The organism is Anaerolentibacter hominis, assembly GCF_032380675.1.
Taxonomy (GTDB): domain Bacteria; phylum Bacillota; class Clostridia; order Lachnospirales; family Lachnospiraceae; genus Anaerolentibacter; species Anaerolentibacter hominis.
This window is the reverse complement of record NZ_JAWDIX010000001.1, coordinates 645781-664196: the sequence shown is the minus strand read 5'-3', so window position 1 is coordinate 664196 and position 18416 is coordinate 645781. Positions and strand designations below refer to the sequence as shown.

Below are 18416 nucleotides of genomic sequence, written 5' to 3'. Positions count from 1 at the left end.
TGTAGAAGATTTAAGCTTTTTTAAGCCCAAACCACTCCAGTACACGCAGAATGTGAAGATTCCAGTAATCCCAGTTATGATCCCCGGGATGTTCCTCATAGGTATAGTCGATTCCGGCCTGATCAAACGCTTTTCTGGCCGACTGATTATATTCATATACAAAGTCTTTTGTGCCGGTTGTAAGAAAGAGGCGGGGCAGATCCCTGCCGGCCGCTTTCACCGCCAGCTGTAACAGATCGGCATCCTCCCCGATCCGGGCCGGATTCTGAAAGATATCCCCAAAGCGCAGCCCCTTTATCCCCTTGTCCAGGTCGCTCTGTATTCTGGCCTGCAGATCCAGAACACCGGAGAGGGAAGCCGCTGCCGCGTACCGCTCCGGATGTGAAAAGGCCGCTCTCACCGCCCCGTATCCTCCCATAGAAAGGCCTGCTATAAAAGTATCCTCTCTCTGACCGGACAGCACCGGAAACATGTTTCCAACAAATTCCGGAAGCTCCTCCGTGAGAAAGGTAAAGTACGCATCTCCATAGTACATATCCTGGTAATAGCTGTTCCCTCCGCAGGGACAGATAACCGCCACATTTCTCTTCTTTATGTAATATTCCAGCGGTGACATCCGGCTCCAGTCGGTATAATCCCCGTATCCCCCGTGAAGAAGATAGAGTACCCTGCACCGGTAATCCTCCGGATAATAAGAAAAACCTTCCGCGTGAAACGCGTCCTTTTTCTCCGGGGTAGGAAGCATAACATTAATATCAATATTTGCCATCATCGCTTTCGAAAAATAACTGCACTTTATAAACGCCATGTCTCATCCCCCTCTCCGCACGTCATCCAGCCAGTCAAGTACTCTGACAATATGGGTATCCCAGTAGTCCCAGTTATGGACACCAGGATGCTCCTGCGCCGTGTAGGGAAGTCCCAGCTTGTCAAATTCTTCTCTGGCTCTCACATGATGCTCAAAAAGAGGATCTTCCGTTCCGCAGGAGAAAAATATCTCCGGCACCGGCTTCTGCTCCTGCAGCAGCCTGGCCGCCAGCGCAAAGCAATCGGAACCAGAACCTTTTAACGCCGCATTCTCGCCCGCTATCGCCTCTATATCCACAGCCGGACGCCCGTCCATCTCATAGTCGGCGGCATGGTCCGCCAGCAGCGCAATATCCAGGCAGCCGGAAAGAGCTCCGATTGCCCCGTACTTCTCCGGGTATTTAAGCCCCAGATACATACATCCGTAACCGCCCATGGACAGACCGGCAATATAGGTATCTTCCCTGCGGCCCGAGATAGGAAGAACCCGTTTCAGCAAATCCGGCAGCTCATGTACTACATAGCTTTCATACTGGGGACCGTGAACCATATCGTGATAAAAGCTCCGTCCTACGGATGGCATGACCACCGCAATCTGGTGCTGATCCGCATACCATTCTATCCTTGTCTTACGAAGCCAGTCCGCATAATTGCCGTATAAACCGTGCAGCAGGTATAAAACCTGGAACTTTTCACCTCTTGAAAACGTCAGGTTCTTGGCCGTACCCGCCTCATAGTCTCCGGAGTTCGGGGTGGGAATAATAATATTCACTTCCGTATTCGTTTTCAAAGCCTGCGAATACAGATTACACTGAAGCAACGCCATCGGAATCCCTTCTTTCTTCTATATATTTTACTGCATTCACACAGCATTTTACACGCGCAAATGACTAACCTCATTCTACCCTTTTTCCCTATGTTTGTAAAGGCAGGCGGTTCTTCAGGCGCATGCATACAGACCCGGAATTCCTTTCATTATATTTTATTTTTTACAAAAAAAATCTGTCAGAAAAAAGTCAAAAATGTATACGAAGTGTATCCTTCATTGTTTCTTAATATTTCTCTTCACTTTTTCTCCTCAATTATTACAAATTTGTTAATTAACTATTGCATTTTGTCACATTTCCTGTTATAGTATCTTCATAACTGATACAGAAGAATAAATATACAGAAGAGGTATCCCGGACCATGAAGAAATTAGTACAGATTTTTGCTATTTTTGCACTGTTGTTTGCGACAGCTTTGACAATTGCTCCTTCTGCGCAATCCTCAGCAGCAGAGAAGACAATTACAATAAAAAAAAGCGGCTATGTGGCCGATACCTTTAACGGTGTTGATGCGATCTACCGTCCGGGCGGAAGTGATGGAAGCGATTCTACCTATTCCTGCGCTGCCTATGTAAAGAAGTATTATAAAGAGATTTACGGAACCAGCCTGAGCAATATGTTTGCTTCTGCTACTCCGATCTCTGATAACGATACCCTGATTAAAGTAACCGAAGCGAATGTAGGCGATATCGTAAAAGAATATACGGACCATGGCACCTGCCACTGGTCGATCGTAAAAGAAGTCAACGAAGACGGCACATTTGTAGTAATTGAGCAGAATTTCAAATGGCGTTCCGGCGGAACCACCTTTGCAAAGACCGGCCGGGAATTATCTCCCGATTCAGTAACCATTTATCGTCTGGAAAGTGAGAACGATGCCGTACATAAAGTGGTGGAATTAAAAACGAATAAAAAATAAATGCAAGAATAAAAAAGGAATCTGCCTTAGCCGGCAGATTCCTTTTTTATTGCTTCTAACAGGAAGGTTTCAGCAGATCCGTTTACGAATATCTGGCGGAGGAGGTAACATCCCTCTTGTGCAGATATTTTTCCTTGGTGGCGAGGCCGCCGCGGATATGCCGCTCCGACTTATTCAGATCCAGCACAATTCTGGCTTCTCCTGCCAGCGTAGGGTTGATCTGCATCAGACGTTCCGTCACGTCTTTATGTACTGTCGATTTACTGATACCGAACTGTTTGGCGGTCTGTCTGACCGTCGCATTGTAGTGGATAATGTAATTGGCAATATCCACTGCCCTCTCTTCAATATAATCCTTCATGGGGAATCCACCCTGATATCAACTGTTTCTACAGTGTATGCAGGGTTTTCCCCGGTTATGACGTCCGCTTTTGGAAGAACTGTTACTCCCCGTCTTCCGGCTCATAAAAGCAGTACCGCACCTTGCCGAACTGCTTTGCTTCATACATGGCCTGGTCGCTCTGGCTCACCAGTTCATCCACCGTCAGATCCGGATTGGTGTTCTGCACGATCCCGATGCTGGCCGTAATCCCTTTCAGCATCCGGGAACTGTCAAAGCCCTCCTGGATGACGTCCATCAGCTCTGACGCCTTCTTCTCCAGCCATTCTCTGTCACAGGCCCCCAGCACGGCAACCAAAAACTCATCGCCGCCGATCCGGGCGGCCAGATTACCAGGAAACGTATGCTGAATCTTCTTTGCCACAGCAGCCAGCACCTCATCGCCCACCTGATGGCCGTACGTATCATTTACATCCTTAAAATTATCCAGATCCATATAGAGCAGAGCCACCGGCTGACGTCCCCGGTGCTCCGTCATATATTCATAGAAATACCGGCGGTTATACAGCCCTGTCAGAAAGTCCGTATTGGCATTGCGCAGTGTTTCCAGCTCATAATTGTGCTCTATGGTAACATCCTGATACAAATATAGATATCCGGCTGTATTGTGGAATATGTCAATCACCGGTTCCTCGTGAATTTCCAGATAGTGAACTTCTCCGTCCAGGGTAACCGTCGCTTCTTCGCAGCCGCTGTAGGAATTCAGAGAAATATTCTCAATCTGCTCTTCCTTCCAGTCTAAATACCGTCTGCCCGCCACAGCCTGTTTATCTATATGGAAATATTCCTCAAATTTTTCATTGGCATTGATGATCACATTCTTTTCATCACAGACCAGTACGGCAAAGGGGATGCTGCGCATGATGATTTCCAGCTCATTTCCCATATTCTGCAGATCTGTGACATCGTGTGCAACCCCCACCGTCCCCATCACGCTGCCGTCCTCGTCAAACAGCGGAGACTTATAGGTCTTAAACTGGCGCAGCCCATTCTTTGTCTTGACCTTTTCATCGAACAGGCAGGTTTTCCTGGCACGGATAACCTCCTCCTCCGATTCCAGACAGATATATTCGCCCTGCTCATATTCCTCCCTGGGAATATCCCAGATATAAAAATGTCCCCGGCCTTCGATCTGTTCTTTCGTCTTATTAACCGCCCGGCAGAAGCTGTCGTTTACCTTCAGATGAGATCCCTTTGCATCCTTAAACCAGACCAGGTCCGGTATACTGTTCATCGCCGTCTCCAGATAGTTCTGGTATAACTCCATATCCTTCCGGAGTTTCCAGTATTCTAAGTGCCGGCGAAAGTAAGCCTTAGCCGTTTGCTCGTTCAGCGGACCAATCCACAGATCATCCGCCTGCTCCAGCATATAATCATCTATCCGGCCGACTGCAGCCCTGTCTGCACAGAGAATGAGTAACCCCTTCATTCTGCTGCCCTCCGGCCTTGCAGGCATATTTTCCGGGCCGTCGGCCAGGATGATATGACTGTTCTCCAACTCATCGCCGGTAAATACTTCCTTGGTAGTAAAGATATGCTCAAACCGCTCCAGAGGCCTTATTCTGCTCAGCTGCTGTTCTATGAAAAAAGACCGGCTGATAATCGACACCTTCAACTTACAATGATACATACTCCCATCTCCTTTCACAGCAATAGCATCCATATTTATAATTTCAGTATAGCGTTCAAATCCAAAAAAGTCCATTTATTCCGGTATTATGTTATACTGAAATTATATTACTGACAGGGACCCTCTTACCCCGTACGGAGGTGATGTGATGAAAAAGAAATGGCCGGCGGCTGTTATCTTTTGCTGCACAGTCTTATTATTGTCCTGTATTCTTACTCTTCCCCAAGGTCCGGGCGGCCGGCAGATCCTTTTACCGGCCTTGCCGCTAAGCAGATTACCAAAATAGCAATGCAGGAGACCGGCTGCTGCAACCTGGATTACGGCAATGTGGTGAGAACAATTGAAGACCCGGAAGCGATCTCCGATCTTATCAGAGTCTGTGACCGGATACAGGCGGAGCCTGCAGAACTTCCTCTGAAACAGGGGGATGGCTACAGCAGCCTTATTCTGGATTTTTATCAGGACACTTCAAGACTTCAAAGGCTGGAATTCTATGAAAATGGCAGCTATGTGGAGAAAGACGGAAGACCTTACTCCTGCCGCTTTACCGGGGAGAACCCCCTTAAGATTGCAGAAAAAGCGCCGGTACGGGAAAACCGTTTCTACACCTATTTCTTCCTGGATGAGCCGGTGGAGACGGATTTTATCACACAGGAGGAGGATGGCCGGATCTCGTATCCGGAGATTCTGGAGGCAAAGCCGGAGCAGGCTGTCTGCTTTACCGGTTCTTATAACGAAAAAGGACGGCTTTCTAAAACCTTTACCGGGGAGGATATGAAAGAGCTTTTGAATTTTCTTTCTGCCGGTTCCGTCACTGGTTCCTATGATACCGCTGCGGCCGCTTCTCTTTCAAAGGGAAACTTTTTACTTCTTTTTTATAAGAACAGTGAGCCCTTTGCACAGCTGAAATTCAGCGTTCTGACGGAGGGCGGGCAGCATTTTATCATTGACGGGGAGGATTGTCTTGTATCCTTTGAAGGCGGCGATTTCTACGACTGGTATCAGTCCTATCCCCTGTCTGAGATTAGGCAGCCGATTCAATAACTATGTTATGTATAGATATTCAGGAGATTATTATGCGAAGAAAAGACAGAGAAATTACAGATCGTACAAGGATCAATGAAATTATAGCAGACTGTTATTGCTGCCGGCTTGGATTCAATGACAACGGCAGGATTTACATTGTGCCCCTGAACTTCGGCTTTGAAGACACAGACGGCAAACGTATCTTCTATTTTCATGGCGCCGCAGAGGGCAGAAAAATAGATCTAATTAAAAATACACATTACGCAGGCTTTGAGCTGGATACAAACTATAAGTTAAAAGATGCGGCTTCCGCCTGCAGCTATTCCGCAGCATTCCAAAGTGTGATCGGAGAGGGAAGGGTTGATTTAATAGAGGACTCTGACCAGAAAAAGCATGCGCTGCGGTGCATTATGTATCATAATACCGGCAGAGCAGACTGGGATTTTTCGCCCGCTATGCTGGATAAACTATCGGTCTTTTCGCTGGAAGCAGAAGAATTGTCCTGCAAGGAACACAGCTAGATCCTTTTCTTTGCAGACAAACCAAAGCGCAGTCAGCTTAGCTGACTTTTTCCTCTTACGCAAGTGGTAAAGAACAAAACGGCGGCCTGCCCATAAGGGCAGGCCGCCGCCATTTTCCTGATATACCTCATATTCTATTTAAAACAGTGTCAGTCCATCTTCTTTCCTACCATGTAAACCCAGGAATGGGGCTGGCATACGGAATAGGTCCAGTAACCGATTACCACACCGTCAAACGGCGCGATCACTTCGTCAATTTTCTCCCCGAATACATTGTAGATCTCGGAAAGCACATCCCCTTTCTTCACTTCATCCAGCTGTTTCTTCAACGGTTTATGCACACCGCCGTGATGGTTGAATATATAGTCGATATCATAGTGATGCTGCTCTTCTGTCTTCGGAGTCTCGCCCTCCAGTACATGGAAGTAGGTCAGTACATTTAAGATACCCTGGCATGCTCTCGCAACGTTCTCTTCTCTCAGGCCGTTCAGACGGGTACACTGTCCGCCGATTTCCGGAGTGATGGCCGGAATTCCAAGTGTATAGGCATGCTCATCCTCGATGCCGCTGCCCGCGTCATAGCGCATATTTTTCCACAGCACATTAAAACCAAAGGCTTCCGCCATTTCTCTGGAAGTATTGGCGATCTCGCCGTCCTCGCCGCAGTAAAGCACAACCGGCTCCAGATATTCACAGTTCCCGCCGCCGTGGATTGTGATCAGAGCATCCACCTGTTTTAATACATTCTCGGTATAGAAATTGCACAGGTAAGCAGTCATCGGTCCTGCCGGGCTTCCGGGATAGATCCGGTTCAAATCAAGGGGCACAAAGTCAGTGGTGTTATACCGCATCATCTGGGCAAAAGCCTCAATATTAACTGCCGGTACGCCTACGAAGTTTCCGCTCATCTTACTGGTATCCAGTTTATAGAAAGCGTCGGCAATTGCCTCCGGTCCCTCATATTCATCCCCGTGGTTACAGCCGTCGGCCAGCACGGTAACACCGTCCTTCGCACCGGTTGCAATCATAATCGGGATCTGAATCCAGGACCCGTTGGGACGCTGGGCTACCGGAATCCATCCCATCTTCTTTGTATTGCGCTCTTTCAGTTCTTCTTTCAGATTAAAGTTCTCAAAAATCTTTTTCTCCATTTTCTGCACTCTCCTTTTCCTTGCGGTCCGCCCATTGTTCCACGGGCTGTCCTTCTATTTTACTGCATAAGCTGCCGCAGTAATTTTTTACATTCCATTGTAAAGCGGTTTCGCTGCCGGATGAATTTCGTCCTGATGCCTAGATAAACATCTTCCGGCGTGTTTTCCCTGGTAATATCCCGCGCACATTGAAGCCCCGGTATCTTCGGAGAAGCAAAGGTATTCTCATAGCCGTAGGCATCCCCGGATGTATATAATAGCTTGTTAAGCATACCGCCGATACGTTTTGCCTGCTCATCTGTAAGCGGCGGCATGCTGGTGAGCGCCTCTTTCAGACGGGCCAGTACGTCCACCACAGGGTCGAAATCAAATTCCGGCCCGCAGCTGTCCTTAATCGCCGCTGTCTCTTCTTCAAACTGTGTCAGATAACACGCCGGATCAAAGGGCAGATGCTCCGCACAGCAGAGACGTTCCGCCATTTCGCAGACAATCATGGTGTCTCGTTTCAGTATAGCATAATCCACCTTATTAAGGGAATCCTCCGTGGTGTGCCACCACCAGCCTCCGCCGCTTCCTGCACAGTCCCATTTCCGCTCTTCCGGTTTCTGGTTATAGGCAAAATTAATGATAACAGGTATATCCGGTCCGAAAAAGGACAAGTCCGATCCCTTTGGATGTTTATAATAATCCACCTGCTTCTGGCCGGTTGCATGTAATATGATATCAGAAAATGCTTTTCCCTCAAACAGGCAGGTGGTCAGATCTACAATCTCAGCCCCCATACAGCCGGGGGAATCCACATTGAGCAGCGCCACGCAATTTTCATCCAGATCTTCAAAATGCTGGTCGCAGTACCAGGCCGAACCGGCATAGCGCCCATTGGAGTGGGCAGGCCACCAGGCAATTTTCAATCCACGCTTTAACTTTCTGTTTCGAAACGCCGCCGCCAGCTGGACACAAAGAGCATTTCCCGTTCCATTATCCGTCACTCCCTCAAACCAGGAGTCGGCATGTCCTGCCACAAGTACGTATTTCTCCGTCTCACCGGGCAGATAGACCGAAGGCAGCAGGGCTTTCACTGCTTTTTTCTCTGTCTGGCAGGCCAGACGGACCATGGGCCTGACGCCCATTTCCTGTGTCCTGCTCACAGCCTCCCGCAGGATCTCCCCATCCCTGTGCGTCACTCCGATGACAGGAATCCGGGGCAGTTTATTCAGATCATCAACGGATGCGGTCCCCCAGACCGGACACACCGTCTCATTGTGAATGTAGGTCTCTTCCGTCCTCCAGATATGCAATATTCCCGCCGCCTTGTAATACTCCATCCGCTTGACATAGTCTTCGTAAAAGTTGTCGGTCAGAAGAATCTTGCCGGCTGCATCCCGGTACCATGCATCCATTTCAAGAGGGCTCATATCCTCATGGGAACGGCTGTCATAAAATACAGGAGCGTAGATACCCTCCGGCACACTGGCGCTGTAGGAGCGCACATACGCCGGAAAAGAATACTCTTCCTGACCGCAGGCCAGGGTGAAGGATGCCCAGCCCGGATTGGATACCATGCACTCTACTTCCTCCATCCTGCAGGGAATTCCATAGCTCTCAAGCTGTTTTTCGATCAGCCGCATCCCCCTGTCCCCATCCGGCTCCCCGGAGAGACGGACAAGGCCGGAAAATGCATGCAGCAGTTCCCTTACCGCTTTGTCGTCATATTCAAACATGTTTGTCACTTCCTTACTGCTTCTCCATATTTTGATAATCCGTCCGGATTTTTTTAAAGATTGCAGGATCTGCCGCTATATCATAACAGGTTCCGGCTACCGCCATAGCTCCGTACAATATAGACGAATGTACAATCTCAGAAGTTCCGTACTCCACCCACTCCTTGGTATGTCCGGGATAATCCTCCGGAACCACCGGGAGACGCAGGCAGGCGCACGGAATTTTCGCCCCCACGACTCCATAGTCGGTTGAACCCGGATGCATCGGTTCTTTCTTTATATTCGTGCATCCAAACTGCTCCGCATTCTCCACCATCAGTTCCGCCAGGCTTTCGCAGACCACCGTGTTCGGCAGACGCACAATATCCGTCACCTTATATTCTGTCTCTGTGGCTAACGCAGCGCCCTCGATAATCTTTAACACCCTGCCGTACAGCTCATCCAGGTAAGCAACACTCTTTGACCGCAGTTCCACCTTGGCTTTGGCGTAGGCAGTGACGGAATTGACTACCTCGCCGCCATTTTTAATAATGGTATTCATCCGCACATCACTTTTTACATGGCCTCTTAAAAATGCGATTCCGTTTTCCATCATCAGGATGCCTTCCAGCGCGTTTCTTCCTTCCTCCGGCGCCGTTCCCGCATGGGAGGATATCCCGTGGAACTCCACATCCAGCTCCCGAAGGGCCAGGGACGGGGCGTCGTACTGGGTGTGATAACCTCCGTGAACCATCACGGAAAAATCCAGATCATCAAAGGCCCCATGTTCATCCATCACCGTTTTCCCGCCGGAGAGAATTTCCTCCGCAGGCGTTCCGATGACAGAGAGCACCACCGGATGTTCCTTCAGCACCTCTTTCAGAATAACAGCTGCACCCGCAATTACAGGTCCCTGCATCTGATGGGCACAGCCGTGGCCGATATCCTCCAGCGCATCGTATTCGCATAGCAAACCGATGTGCAGTTTTTGTCCGGATATTCCTTCACCCAGTTCACATCTGGCGTGAAAAGCCGTATGAAGTCCAGCAAAGCCCCGCTTCACCTCAAAGCCTGCCTCTTCCAGATAATCCTCCAGCACGCCGGCGGAATTTACTTCTTTAAAACCTGGTTCTGCAAAACAGAATATTCTGTCGTTCATCTCCCCCAGTTTTTGTGCCTGGGCCTGTGCCAGCTTTGCAATTATTTCTGTCTTTTTCATCAATATATAACCTTTCTCCATTCAAGTCTGTCCCTGCAAAAGGCACATTCTCCTCCAGGGCTGATCCCATAGAGAACGAAATTTCCTATAGGATAAGACAGAGATAACCTCTCCCTTCCGGGAAAAGTTATCTCTTTTGTAAATTATGTTAATATCCCACAGCCTGAGCAATCAGCAGGAACACGATACTGATCGCGATACAGATCCCCATAAACGGAACCGCATAGCGCATCCACTTCGTGTACGGTATCTTGGAAGCAGCCAAAAAGCCCAGCATGGTAGATGAGGTCGGGAATATAGCATTGGTAAAGCCGTCGCCCAGCTGGAACGCCAGAACGGTAGTCTGTCTGGAAAGTCCGATCAGATCGCCCAGAGGCGCCATAATCGGCATTGTAGCCGCAGCCTGTCCGGTACCGGAGTTGATCGGCAGATTGATAATCGTCTGCACAAAGAACATACCCACAACCTGCAATGACTTAGGCAGCTGCATAACCGCGTTAGCCAGACCGTTGACAATCGTATCCACGATCATACCGTCGGCCATAACGGTCTGAATGGTTCCTGCCACACCGATGATCAGGGCACCGTAGGTCATCTGCGCCGCACCGTCCACAAAAATCTCACAGACACGGCTCGGGCCGAAGCCGCCGATAAACCCGCAGATAATACCCATGATCAGGAACAGCACCGCCATCTCGGCGATAAACCAGCCCTTCGCAGATACACCGTAGATCAGAAGAGCAAACCCTGCCACTACGGTAAGCAGCACCAGCCAGTGACGCGGTGTCACCGCAATGATCTCAACCTTTTTATCATCCTGTACCGTCACATCTCTCATCAGATCCTTGGACGGATCTTTTCTGACCTTCTCCGCATAGTGGATGATGAAGATACTCAGTGCAATAATCAGGACAATCAGGATCAGCCAGCGCAGCCAGGCCCCGGAAAACATGGGGAGCTGAGCAATCGACTGGGCCACTCCTACATTGAACGGGTTGTAAATACCTGCAGTAAAACCGATAATGGAACCCAGGGCAATCATGGCGGTACCTGTTATCCTGTCATACCCCACGGCCTCCGCGACGGCAATTCCAATTGGCACAAAGACCAGGACCTCCACCGACATACCCATCGTAAATCCGCCTATAGCGAATACGGTAATAAACACAGGTACGATCAGCTTGGGATTTTTTATATTCCCCAGCTTCCCGCAGAAGGCGGCAATCATGCCCGTCCTCATAATCAACTCAAAGGCACCGCCGATAATGAAAATGAAGAAGATAATTTCTGCAATACTTTCTTTCAGCAGTGTCTGGAAAAATTTCATTGGAATCTGAAGAGGAGAAACCGGCTGGCTCTCTACTTCTTCAAAAGTTCCCGGCACAATCAATGTTCTGTTCGTCTCCGGATCTTCCATTCTCTGGAATTCACCTGCCGGAATAATATAGGTCAGAATACTGACCGCTAATACAATAAAAAACAAGATGACATATGTATGGGGAATTTTGAAAAAACCTTTCTCACCGGCCTCCCCCTTGGCCGCCTTTTTCTGCTTGCTCATGGCAATCCTCCCTTTGCATATTTATTCAGCTATTTTAATATAACATACATATTGTAAAAAAACATCTATTTTTTGTATTTTTCCTGCAGGAGACCAAAAACAGTTCTGAACGGGCCGGAAAGGGCCCGCTGCCAGGCAGCAGGCCCTTTCTATGATTCAGGTTCAATTAAAACTTCCGCTCCAGACCGGCAGTCCTGTAAGATACGCTTCTGCTACCGCCGGAACATAATAGGCTCCATACACTTTTAATTCGGTATCCTCCACCTTATAAGGCAGCTCAATCCAGAATCTATAGTAAGGCATAAATACCTCATCGGCATCTCCATTCCGGTAGATCAGCTCCGCCTTTACGATGTTTTTCTCTTCCAGAACATCATCCGGCACGGTAGTGATAAAATGGCCGTTTAAGAGCCGTTCTCTTGCTTCCTTTCCCGTAATAACAGGATAATCACCGATCTTATCCGTTAAATCCTCCTCCTGAAACCTGACAATCCAGAGCTCTCCTTCTTCATTCAGAGAAAACCACACCGTATGAAACTGATAGCCCAGGATCTGCTCCGTCAAGGTCTCCCCGCCCTCATACGCCTGATAATAAAATGTATGATTGCCGTATATGTCATATCCTCCTGATAGCTTTACCTCAGGCTTCTCCATATCTGCTGCATCCTGAAACGTCTCCAGCAGTTCTTCCACCAGTGCTTTCGCCTGTTCCCGGTCCGTATCAGCCTGATCATAGGAGTTTTTTAGCTTTTGTCCCGGTTCAAACCAGATCGAGGACTCCCCGTCCGCCTCCACGATAACCTTTACTCCATCGCAGACTGCCGTGACGCTTACCGCTGTACTGTCCTGCTCTTCTCCTGTCTTTTCCCTGTAGGCCTTTTGTTCTTCCTCCGTGGGACTGATAACTAATTCCTGTACTGTCAGGTTAAGTTTTCCGGCCAGTTCCCCGGCCTTTGCTTCCATCTCATCTGCGCTTAAACCTGTTTCATTTCTCTTATTTCTAAAAACCGGCAGCGTGGCAATATCTGCTGTCTCACTCCAGGGATTGTCGTTTTCCAGTTCCTCCGGACCATAGGCCTGTATCCCCTCAAATCCGGCCGAAACCTCCAGCTCATCCGGAACTTTCAGAAGGGGCAGATCAGCATCTGCCGGCCCCGAAGGGTTTCCCGGACTCCGGCCGTCAAACCGTCCCCAGAAGGCCACGATGCATACGCAGATAACCGCTGCAATCAGAATATTCGTATAAGGCCGTTTTTTTGCTGTATACTGGGAGACAATTGCTGCGCTTTGACCGCCGTCTTCCTCAGCTCTCTCCATCTTTTCCACCAGTGTACGCTTAAAATCATCTCCGGCCCGGAGCTGATCCATGGTTTGCAGATATCTATTTCGTCTCATAAAGAATATCCTCCTTCCAGAAGAATGTCTTTCAGTTTCTTTCTGGCCCTGGTAAGCCTGGAGCCCACCGTATTTTCTTTCTGGTCCAGAATCTTAGCAATTTCCCGGATGGAATAGCCCTCATAATAATGCAGATAGACAACGGTCCTGTCTGCGGCTGGAAGCTTCCAAAGCTCGCTCCACACACTTTGTTCCGGATCTCCATCCGCAATGCCGATCTCCTCCAGCGGTTCTGTTTTGCGAAACCACGCCGATTTCCTGTGGTCCCTGCACCGGTTGACAGCCACTCGTATCAGCCATGCTTTCAGATATTCCATTTTCTCAAATTCCGGTTCCTGCATCAGCCGTAGAAAGACATCCTGGGTTATGTCCTCTGCATCTGCCTTGGACCTGAGATTCTGATAGGCGATCCTGAATATCATGTCGGAATATTCTTCTACAACCTGATGGATAAAGCTTTTCTTATCAGGTCCGAAACGTTCCATCCCATCCCCTCCTTTTCTCTTCTTATCATATAGAACGATTGAGAAGGCCCGATTTGTGCATCTCTCTGCTATCAGCTTATTTTTCTTTCGCCCTTCTGTAAAGTATCATTTTGGGACAGCAGCTTCTTATAAGTCATGTCGACTGCAAATGCTCCCAAAGGCGCTGTAATTAAAATTGCCAGAACGGCCGCGGTCAGAACCGTATCGCCGCAGGCCAGTCCCATCGTCAGCGGTATTGATCCGATCGCCGCCTGCACGGTAGCCTTCGGCATATAAGCCAGCATACAGAATATCCTCTCATTCCGTGTCAGCCGCGTCCTGATCATGCAGACCATTACTCCTGCCATCCTAAAAACCAGTGCTCCCAGAATCAAAAAGATGGTGGACAGACCGGAAGCCAGCGCATACTGAATATTGACTGTCGCCCCCACCAGCACAAATAATATAACCTCCGCAGCGATCCAGAGCTTGGAATACTTGCCCGAAAGTCTGGACGCTGTCTTTTTCCGCATTTTCTTTATTGTCACGCCCATGCTCATCACAGCCAGAAGGCCGGAGAAACCGATGATCCCGGTTACAGAATGTTCCAGGGTCACAAGCAGGAAGGAAATACTCATGATAATGATCCCTTTCAGGCTGTCCCGCAGATGAACCTTTTTAAAGAACAGGCACAGCGCCAGTCCGCAGACGATCCCCCCGGCCAGTCCAAATAGAATAGAAGTTGGAATTTTAATAAAATCCAGCGCAGAAAATGAGCCTCCCCCGGCCAGTCCGGTAAAGGAGGTGAACAGCACAATTACAAATACATCGTCCACAGATGCCCCCGCCATAATAAGCTGAGGTATCCCTTTATCCGTACCGTACCTCTCATCCGCAATCTTCAGCATTTTAGGGACGACAACGGCCGGAGATACAGCCGCTATTACAGTTCCTACTATAGCCGCCTCCAGCAAGCTGACCGGCAGGAGCATGGGTGCTAGAATCACAACGCCGATAATCTCACACGCCGCGGGCACGAAGCACATGAGCACAGCAGGCCGCCCCACTTCCTTTAACTTGGTCAAATCAAGATTTAACCCGGCCCGGGTCAGAATAATAATTAATGCGATCTGGCGAAGATCGGCCGAGACAGCAAGAATAGAAGGGTCCAGCAAATTTAGAATATAGGGTCCCAGAATAATGCCTGTCAAAAGCATCCCCAGCAAAGACGGAAGCTTCAGCCGGCTGAAAATCCCTCCGAGCAGCATACCGCATAAAAAAATGAGTGCAAGACTTAACAGCATAAACAATCTCCTTTATTTATTATAGGGGTTTTTCATTACGTTCGTCCCTTTCGCCAAAAAAAGCTGATGCCCCCTGCATAATTGCAGAAGTCATCAGCTTAAATCAGCGTTTTAGGTATCAACCATGGGAGAACTTCATTCCCGTTCGCTATTATATCAGATACGTATACGAATCACAACAGGAAATTCCTGCCCGGCAATTCATCATGCTCAGAAACGAAGGGAGAGACAGCTTAAGCCCCCGTCAATCTTGCGGAATTCAGAAGTATCCACCAAAATTACCGGATAGCCCATTTCCTTTACCAGCTTTTCTACTGTAGGGAACCCCGCCGGTACCAGCACCGTCCCGTTTACCCAAATGCAGTTGGCAGCGTAAGCTTCCTCTGCCGGGACTGTACTCTTATGATAAGCGGCAAATTCCGGCTTTGTAATAAATTCACCGGAAACCAGCATATTGTTATTTTCCAGATAATTCACACCAGTCTTTAAATGAAGGACCTCCGTCAAAGGCACCTCCACCGCTTTCATCCCATATTTCTCCAGGATTTCTCCAAACTGGCGTATTCCTTCTTCGTTGGTGCGGGCCGACTTTCCTACATAAAAGGTGTCTCCCACCATCATCACATCGCCGCCCTCCAGGGTGCCCGGAAACTGAATGTATTCGATGCAGTCTTCCGAAAAGAACTGTTTGATCACCGGTATCATGGACTTTGTCTCCTGATTCCGGCTCTCGGCTCCCGGATTGGTGATAATCGCGCATTTCTTCGTCAAAACAGCCACGTCCTCCACAAAACAGCTGTCCGGAAAAGCGTCATCGGCAGGCAGAACCGTAACATCCACACCGCACTGCTTTAACGCTTCGATATATTTGGCATGCTGCTGCAGTGCCTTCTCATAATCAGGCTTCCCAAGCTCCGGTGAGGAAGTGATCCCCTCTGTCACCGCCTTGCAGGGAGTCTTTACAATTACATGTTTAAACATTTCCATATCCTCCATTATAATACTTTGGAAAGGAAGGACTGAAGTCTCGGGTCCTTCGGATTCTCAAAAAATTCTTTGGGGGTATTCTGTTCCTTAATTATCCCCTCATCCACAAACATAACCCTGGTAGCAACCTCTCTTGCAAAGCCCATCTCATGGGTTACGATGACCATTGTCATACCCTCATCGGCCAGCTCACGGATCAGATCCAGAACCTCGCCGACCATTTCCGGGTCCAGCGCACTCGTGGGCTCGTCAAACAGCATCACATCCGGATTCATAGCCAGCGCCCGGATAATGGCAATACGCTGCTTCTGCCCGCCGGACAGCATGGCAGGATAGGTATCCGCCTTGTCGGAAAGACCGATTCTCTCCAGAAGCTGTCTTGCTTTTGCCTCCGCTTCCTCCTTGGACATGAGCTTTAACTCGATGGGAGCCAGAGTGATATTCTGAAGAATCGTCAGATGGGGAAACAGATTAAAATGCTGGAACACCATTCCCATTTTCTGCCGGACTCTGTCAATGTTGCATTTCTTGTCTGTAATGTCCTCCCCCTCAAATATGATCTGGCCTCCGGTGGGCTGTTCCAGAAGATTCAGGCATCGCAGGAAGGTACTCTTTCCGGAGCCGGAAGGCCCGATAATCGCAATCTTTTCTCCCTGCTCTATCGTTTCGGTAATCCCGCACAGGACTTTATTGCTGCCGAACTGTTTTTCCAGATTGTTAACCTCGATCACTTCTTGCCAGCCTCCTTTCCAGACGCTGTGTAAAGGTAGTCAGAATCTTAATCAGTATGAAATAGACCAGTGCCGTTGCCAGCAGAGGCATCCCGGCGGAATACGTCCGGCTTCTGATTATATCCGAAGCCCTGGTCAGATCTACCACGGCGATCAGGCCTACGATAGATGTTTCTTTTATAATCGCAATAAATTCATTGCACAGCGCAGGCAGAATATTCTTCACTGCCTGGGGAAGTATAATCTTCTTCATGGCCGTCATTCTGGCAAGACCCAGAGACCTGGCCGCCTCCATCTGTCCCACATCCACCGCCATAATGCCGGCACGGATGACTTCCGATACATAGGCCCCGGAATTGAGTCCGAATGCAATACAGGCAATCATAACATAGTTATTGGAAGGAATCACAACAAACGCCATAATCATCAGCTGGATCGCCAGCGGCGTCCCCCGGATTACATCCACATAGGCACTCAGAATCTTATCCAGCCATTTCAGCTTGCCGGTCTGATGGCAGTTTACCTTGACAATCGCCACCACGACTCCGATCAGAATACCGATCGCAGCAGCCACCAGAGAGATAATCAATGTATTTTTAAATCCGGTGCCGAAGAGGGCGTAGCGCTTCTCGGCGATAAAAGTCTTCTGAAACTGGTTTATTATACTATCAATCACAAATTTTCCTTTCCGCAATGGGAAAGCATCATTTCCAGAAGGAAATGATGCCCCAGCTTCTTATTCAAAATTTTCTTTCAAAAATCTCCGCCTCCGGCGGTATATCACAATTACTCAACCAGTGTTGCCTGTTCAATATGGTAATCCAGAACTTCCTGGAATTTTCCGCTGGAAGCCCATTCATCCACCACTTCATTGATCGCTTTCAGCAGCTCATCATTTCCTTTGGCAACAGCAACGCCGTAGGGCTCCTGCTCAAGGCTTCCGTCTGCCATTCTGGCTTCAAAGCATTTCAGTCCGTCATTTACAATGCAGTAATTCTTGGCACTCAGATCATCCACCACAACCGCGTCCAGATCCCCTTTAACCAGGGCCAGGCAGCCTTCCTGCAGTGTCTTGTACTGAACGATCTCGGCTCCTGTATCCGTCAGCACGCCGTCATTAATCTGTTTGGATACCATAATATCACCGGTGGTTCCCAGCTGAGCGCCCACCTTCTTGCCTGCCAGATCATCCATGCAGTTTATTTCACTGTCATCCTCCCGCACTACAATATACTGGCATGCACTGGTGTACGTATTGGAGAAATCCATCTCTTCCTCACGCTCCGGTGTAATAGAAAGCGCGGCAATCGCCATATCCGCCTGGCCGTTCTTTACGGAAAGTGTCAGCCCATCGAAATCAGCGTTGATGATCTCCAGCTCCACGCCCATTTTTTCCGCAATCGCCTGGCCCAGTTCGATATCCGCGCCGGTAATCGCACTATCGGCACCTACATATTCAAAAGGAGCAAATCTGGCATCCGTAAACATCACAAGCTTTCCGCTCTCCTGAATATCACTAACTTTGCGGTACTTGGAACATCCAGTCAAGCTGCACACCATAAGAGCTGCCAGTAAAACTAACGCTACTACTTTCTTTTTCATATTAACCCTCTCCTCTTTTTTTTGCATAAATATCGTATAATCTGTGAATAATTATACATCGGAGATTTTATTTGTCAATATCTTATTGCAAAAAAGGGAAACTTTTTATCCGCTAATCAGGCTGATATGTCCCTGTCATCCCGCGTTCAGTAATACAGGAATGTCCCTATCA

At 48.7% G+C, this 18416-nt stretch carries 18 protein-coding genes and 1 riboswitch; of the genes, 3 read left to right on the top strand and 15 right to left on the bottom strand.

Annotated features, from left to right (window positions below):
- Positions 1-10 precede the first annotated feature (10 nt).
- Positions 11-808 (bottom strand): alpha/beta hydrolase, encoded by a 798-nt coding sequence (locus ABCW47_RS02930; protein ID WP_343208370.1) that lies wholly within the window; start codon positions 806-808, stop codon positions 11-13.
- A 3-nt stretch (positions 809-811) separates the two neighbouring features.
- Positions 812-1633, bottom strand: a complete 822-nt coding sequence (locus ABCW47_RS02925; RefSeq protein ID WP_343208369.1) for an alpha/beta hydrolase — start codon at positions 1631-1633, stop codon at positions 812-814.
- Between the two features lie 362 nt (positions 1634-1995).
- On the opposite strand from ABCW47_RS02925, the gene ABCW47_RS02920 reads away from it, so the two are divergent.
- Positions 1996-2553: a hypothetical protein gene (locus ABCW47_RS02920; protein WP_343208368.1), complete on the top strand. Its 558-nt coding sequence runs from the start codon at positions 1996-1998 to the stop codon at positions 2551-2553.
- A gap of 82 nt (positions 2554-2635) precedes the next feature.
- On the opposite strand, the gene spoIIID is transcribed toward ABCW47_RS02920, so the two are convergent.
- On the bottom strand, positions 2636-2914 hold the full coding sequence (spoIIID, locus tag ABCW47_RS02915) for a sporulation transcriptional regulator SpoIIID (RefSeq protein WP_343208367.1): 279 nt from the start codon (positions 2912-2914) through the stop codon (positions 2636-2638).
- An 82-nt stretch (positions 2915-2996) separates the two neighbouring features.
- The gene (locus tag ABCW47_RS02910; RefSeq protein WP_343208366.1) at positions 2997-4583 is read right to left on the bottom strand and encodes a sensor domain-containing diguanylate cyclase; all 1587 of its coding nucleotides are present in this window, start codon (positions 4581-4583) and stop codon (positions 2997-2999) included.
- A 180-nt stretch (positions 4584-4763) separates the two neighbouring features.
- On the opposite strand from ABCW47_RS02910, the gene ABCW47_RS02905 reads away from it, so the two are divergent.
- Both ABCW47_RS02905 and ABCW47_RS02900 read left to right on the top strand, forming a co-directional pair.
- Positions 4764-5627, top strand: a complete 864-nt coding sequence (locus ABCW47_RS02905; protein WP_343208365.1) for a hypothetical protein — start codon at positions 4764-4766, stop codon at positions 5625-5627.
- A gap of 32 nt (positions 5628-5659) precedes the next feature.
- On the top strand, positions 5660-6130 hold the full coding sequence (locus ABCW47_RS02900) for a pyridoxamine 5'-phosphate oxidase family protein (RefSeq protein WP_343208364.1): 471 nt from the start codon (positions 5660-5662) through the stop codon (positions 6128-6130).
- A gap of 149 nt (positions 6131-6279) precedes the next feature.
- Here ABCW47_RS02900 and ABCW47_RS02895 read toward each other — a convergent pair whose 3' ends face one another.
- The 11 genes from ABCW47_RS02895 to ABCW47_RS02845 all read right to left on the bottom strand — a co-directional run bounded on the left by ABCW47_RS02895 (position 6280) and on the right by ABCW47_RS02845 (position 18244).
- Complete coding sequence (locus ABCW47_RS02895) at positions 6280-7281, bottom strand: succinylglutamate desuccinylase/aspartoacylase family protein (protein ID WP_343208363.1); 1002 nt, start codon at positions 7279-7281, stop codon at positions 6280-6282.
- Positions 7282-7340: 59 nt separating this feature from the next.
- Complete coding sequence (locus ABCW47_RS02890) at positions 7341-9002, bottom strand: M28 family peptidase (protein WP_343208362.1); 1662 nt, start codon at positions 9000-9002, stop codon at positions 7341-7343.
- A gap of 13 nt (positions 9003-9015) precedes the next feature.
- A complete protein-coding gene (locus ABCW47_RS02885) occupies positions 9016-10221 on the bottom strand; it encodes a M20/M25/M40 family metallo-hydrolase (RefSeq protein ID WP_343208361.1) in 1206 nt (401 codons plus the stop codon).
- Between the two features lie 127 nt (positions 10222-10348).
- Positions 10349-11761 (bottom strand): YfcC family protein, encoded by a 1413-nt coding sequence (locus tag ABCW47_RS02880; RefSeq protein ID WP_343208360.1) that lies wholly within the window; start codon positions 11759-11761, stop codon positions 10349-10351.
- Between the two features lie 162 nt (positions 11762-11923).
- On the bottom strand, positions 11924-13156 hold the full coding sequence (locus tag ABCW47_RS02875; protein WP_343208359.1) for a hypothetical protein: 1233 nt from the start codon (positions 13154-13156) through the stop codon (positions 11924-11926).
- On the bottom strand, positions 13153-13641 hold the full coding sequence (locus ABCW47_RS02870) for an RNA polymerase sigma factor (RefSeq protein WP_343208358.1): 489 nt from the start codon (positions 13639-13641) through the stop codon (positions 13153-13155). Before ABCW47_RS02870 ends, ABCW47_RS02875 begins: the two co-directional genes overlap by 4 nt.
- A gap of 71 nt (positions 13642-13712) precedes the next feature.
- Positions 13713-14924, bottom strand: a complete 1212-nt coding sequence (locus ABCW47_RS02865; protein WP_343208357.1) for a cation:proton antiporter — start codon at positions 14922-14924, stop codon at positions 13713-13715.
- A gap of 77 nt (positions 14925-15001) precedes the next feature.
- Positions 15002-15076: riboswitch (Fluoride riboswitch) on the bottom strand.
- A gap of 58 nt (positions 15077-15134) precedes the next feature.
- Entirely contained in the window at positions 15135-15905 is a 771-nt protein-coding gene (locus ABCW47_RS02860; protein WP_343208356.1) for a dimethylarginine dimethylaminohydrolase family protein, read from the bottom strand.
- Positions 15906-15919: 14 nt separating this feature from the next.
- Positions 15920-16642 (bottom strand): amino acid ABC transporter ATP-binding protein, encoded by a 723-nt coding sequence (locus ABCW47_RS02855; protein ID WP_343208355.1) that lies wholly within the window; start codon positions 16640-16642, stop codon positions 15920-15922.
- Complete coding sequence (locus tag ABCW47_RS02850; RefSeq protein ID WP_343208354.1) at positions 16629-17318, bottom strand: amino acid ABC transporter permease; 690 nt, start codon at positions 17316-17318, stop codon at positions 16629-16631. The genes ABCW47_RS02855 and ABCW47_RS02850 overlap by 14 nt, the downstream gene beginning before the upstream one ends.
- A 110-nt stretch (positions 17319-17428) precedes the next feature.
- On the bottom strand, positions 17429-18244 hold the full coding sequence (locus ABCW47_RS02845; RefSeq protein ID WP_343208353.1) for a transporter substrate-binding domain-containing protein: 816 nt from the start codon (positions 18242-18244) through the stop codon (positions 17429-17431).
- Between the last annotated feature and the right edge of the window lie 172 nt (positions 18245-18416).

Coding starts and splice junctions, on each gene's coding strand:
- ABCW47_RS02930 (WP_343208370.1), bottom strand. CDS start 808: ATGGCGTTTATAAAGTGCAGTTATTTTTCGAAAGCGATGATGGCAAAT.
- ABCW47_RS02925 (WP_343208369.1), bottom strand. CDS start 1,633: ATGGCGTTGCTTCAGTGTAATCTGTATTCGCAGGCTTTGAAAACGAAT.
- ABCW47_RS02920 (WP_343208368.1), top strand. CDS start 1,996: ATGAAGAAATTAGTACAGATTTTTGCTATTTTTGCACTGTTGTTTGCG.
- spoIIID (WP_343208367.1), bottom strand. CDS start 2,914: ATGAAGGATTATATTGAAGAGAGGGCAGTGGATATTGCCAATTACATT.
- ABCW47_RS02910 (WP_343208366.1), bottom strand. CDS start 4,583: ATGTATCATTGTAAGTTGAAGGTGTCGATTATCAGCCGGTCTTTTTTC.
- ABCW47_RS02900 (WP_343208364.1), top strand. CDS start 5,660: ATGCGAAGAAAAGACAGAGAAATTACAGATCGTACAAGGATCAATGAA.
- ABCW47_RS02895 (WP_343208363.1), bottom strand. CDS start 7,281: ATGGAGAAAAAGATTTTTGAGAACTTTAATCTGAAAGAAGAACTGAAA.
- ABCW47_RS02890 (WP_343208362.1), bottom strand. CDS start 9,002: ATGTTTGAATATGACGACAAAGCGGTAAGGGAACTGCTGCATGCATTT.
- ABCW47_RS02885 (WP_343208361.1), bottom strand. CDS start 10,221: ATGGAGAAAGGTTATATATTGATGAAAAAGACAGAAATAATTGCAAAG.
- ABCW47_RS02880 (WP_343208360.1), bottom strand. CDS start 11,761: ATGAGCAAGCAGAAAAAGGCGGCCAAGGGGGAGGCCGGTGAGAAAGGT.
- ABCW47_RS02875 (WP_343208359.1), bottom strand. CDS start 13,156: ATGAGACGAAATAGATATCTGCAAACCATGGATCAGCTCCGGGCCGGA.
- ABCW47_RS02870 (WP_343208358.1), bottom strand. CDS start 13,641: ATGGAACGTTTCGGACCTGATAAGAAAAGCTTTATCCATCAGGTTGTA.
- ABCW47_RS02865 (WP_343208357.1), bottom strand. CDS start 14,924: ATGCTGTTAAGTCTTGCACTCATTTTTTTATGCGGTATGCTGCTCGGA.
- ABCW47_RS02860 (WP_343208356.1), bottom strand. CDS start 15,905: ATGTTTAAACATGTAATTGTAAAGACTCCCTGCAAGGCGGTGACAGAG.
- ABCW47_RS02845 (WP_343208353.1), bottom strand. CDS start 18,244: ATGAAAAAGAAAGTAGTAGCGTTAGTTTTACTGGCAGCTCTTATGGTG.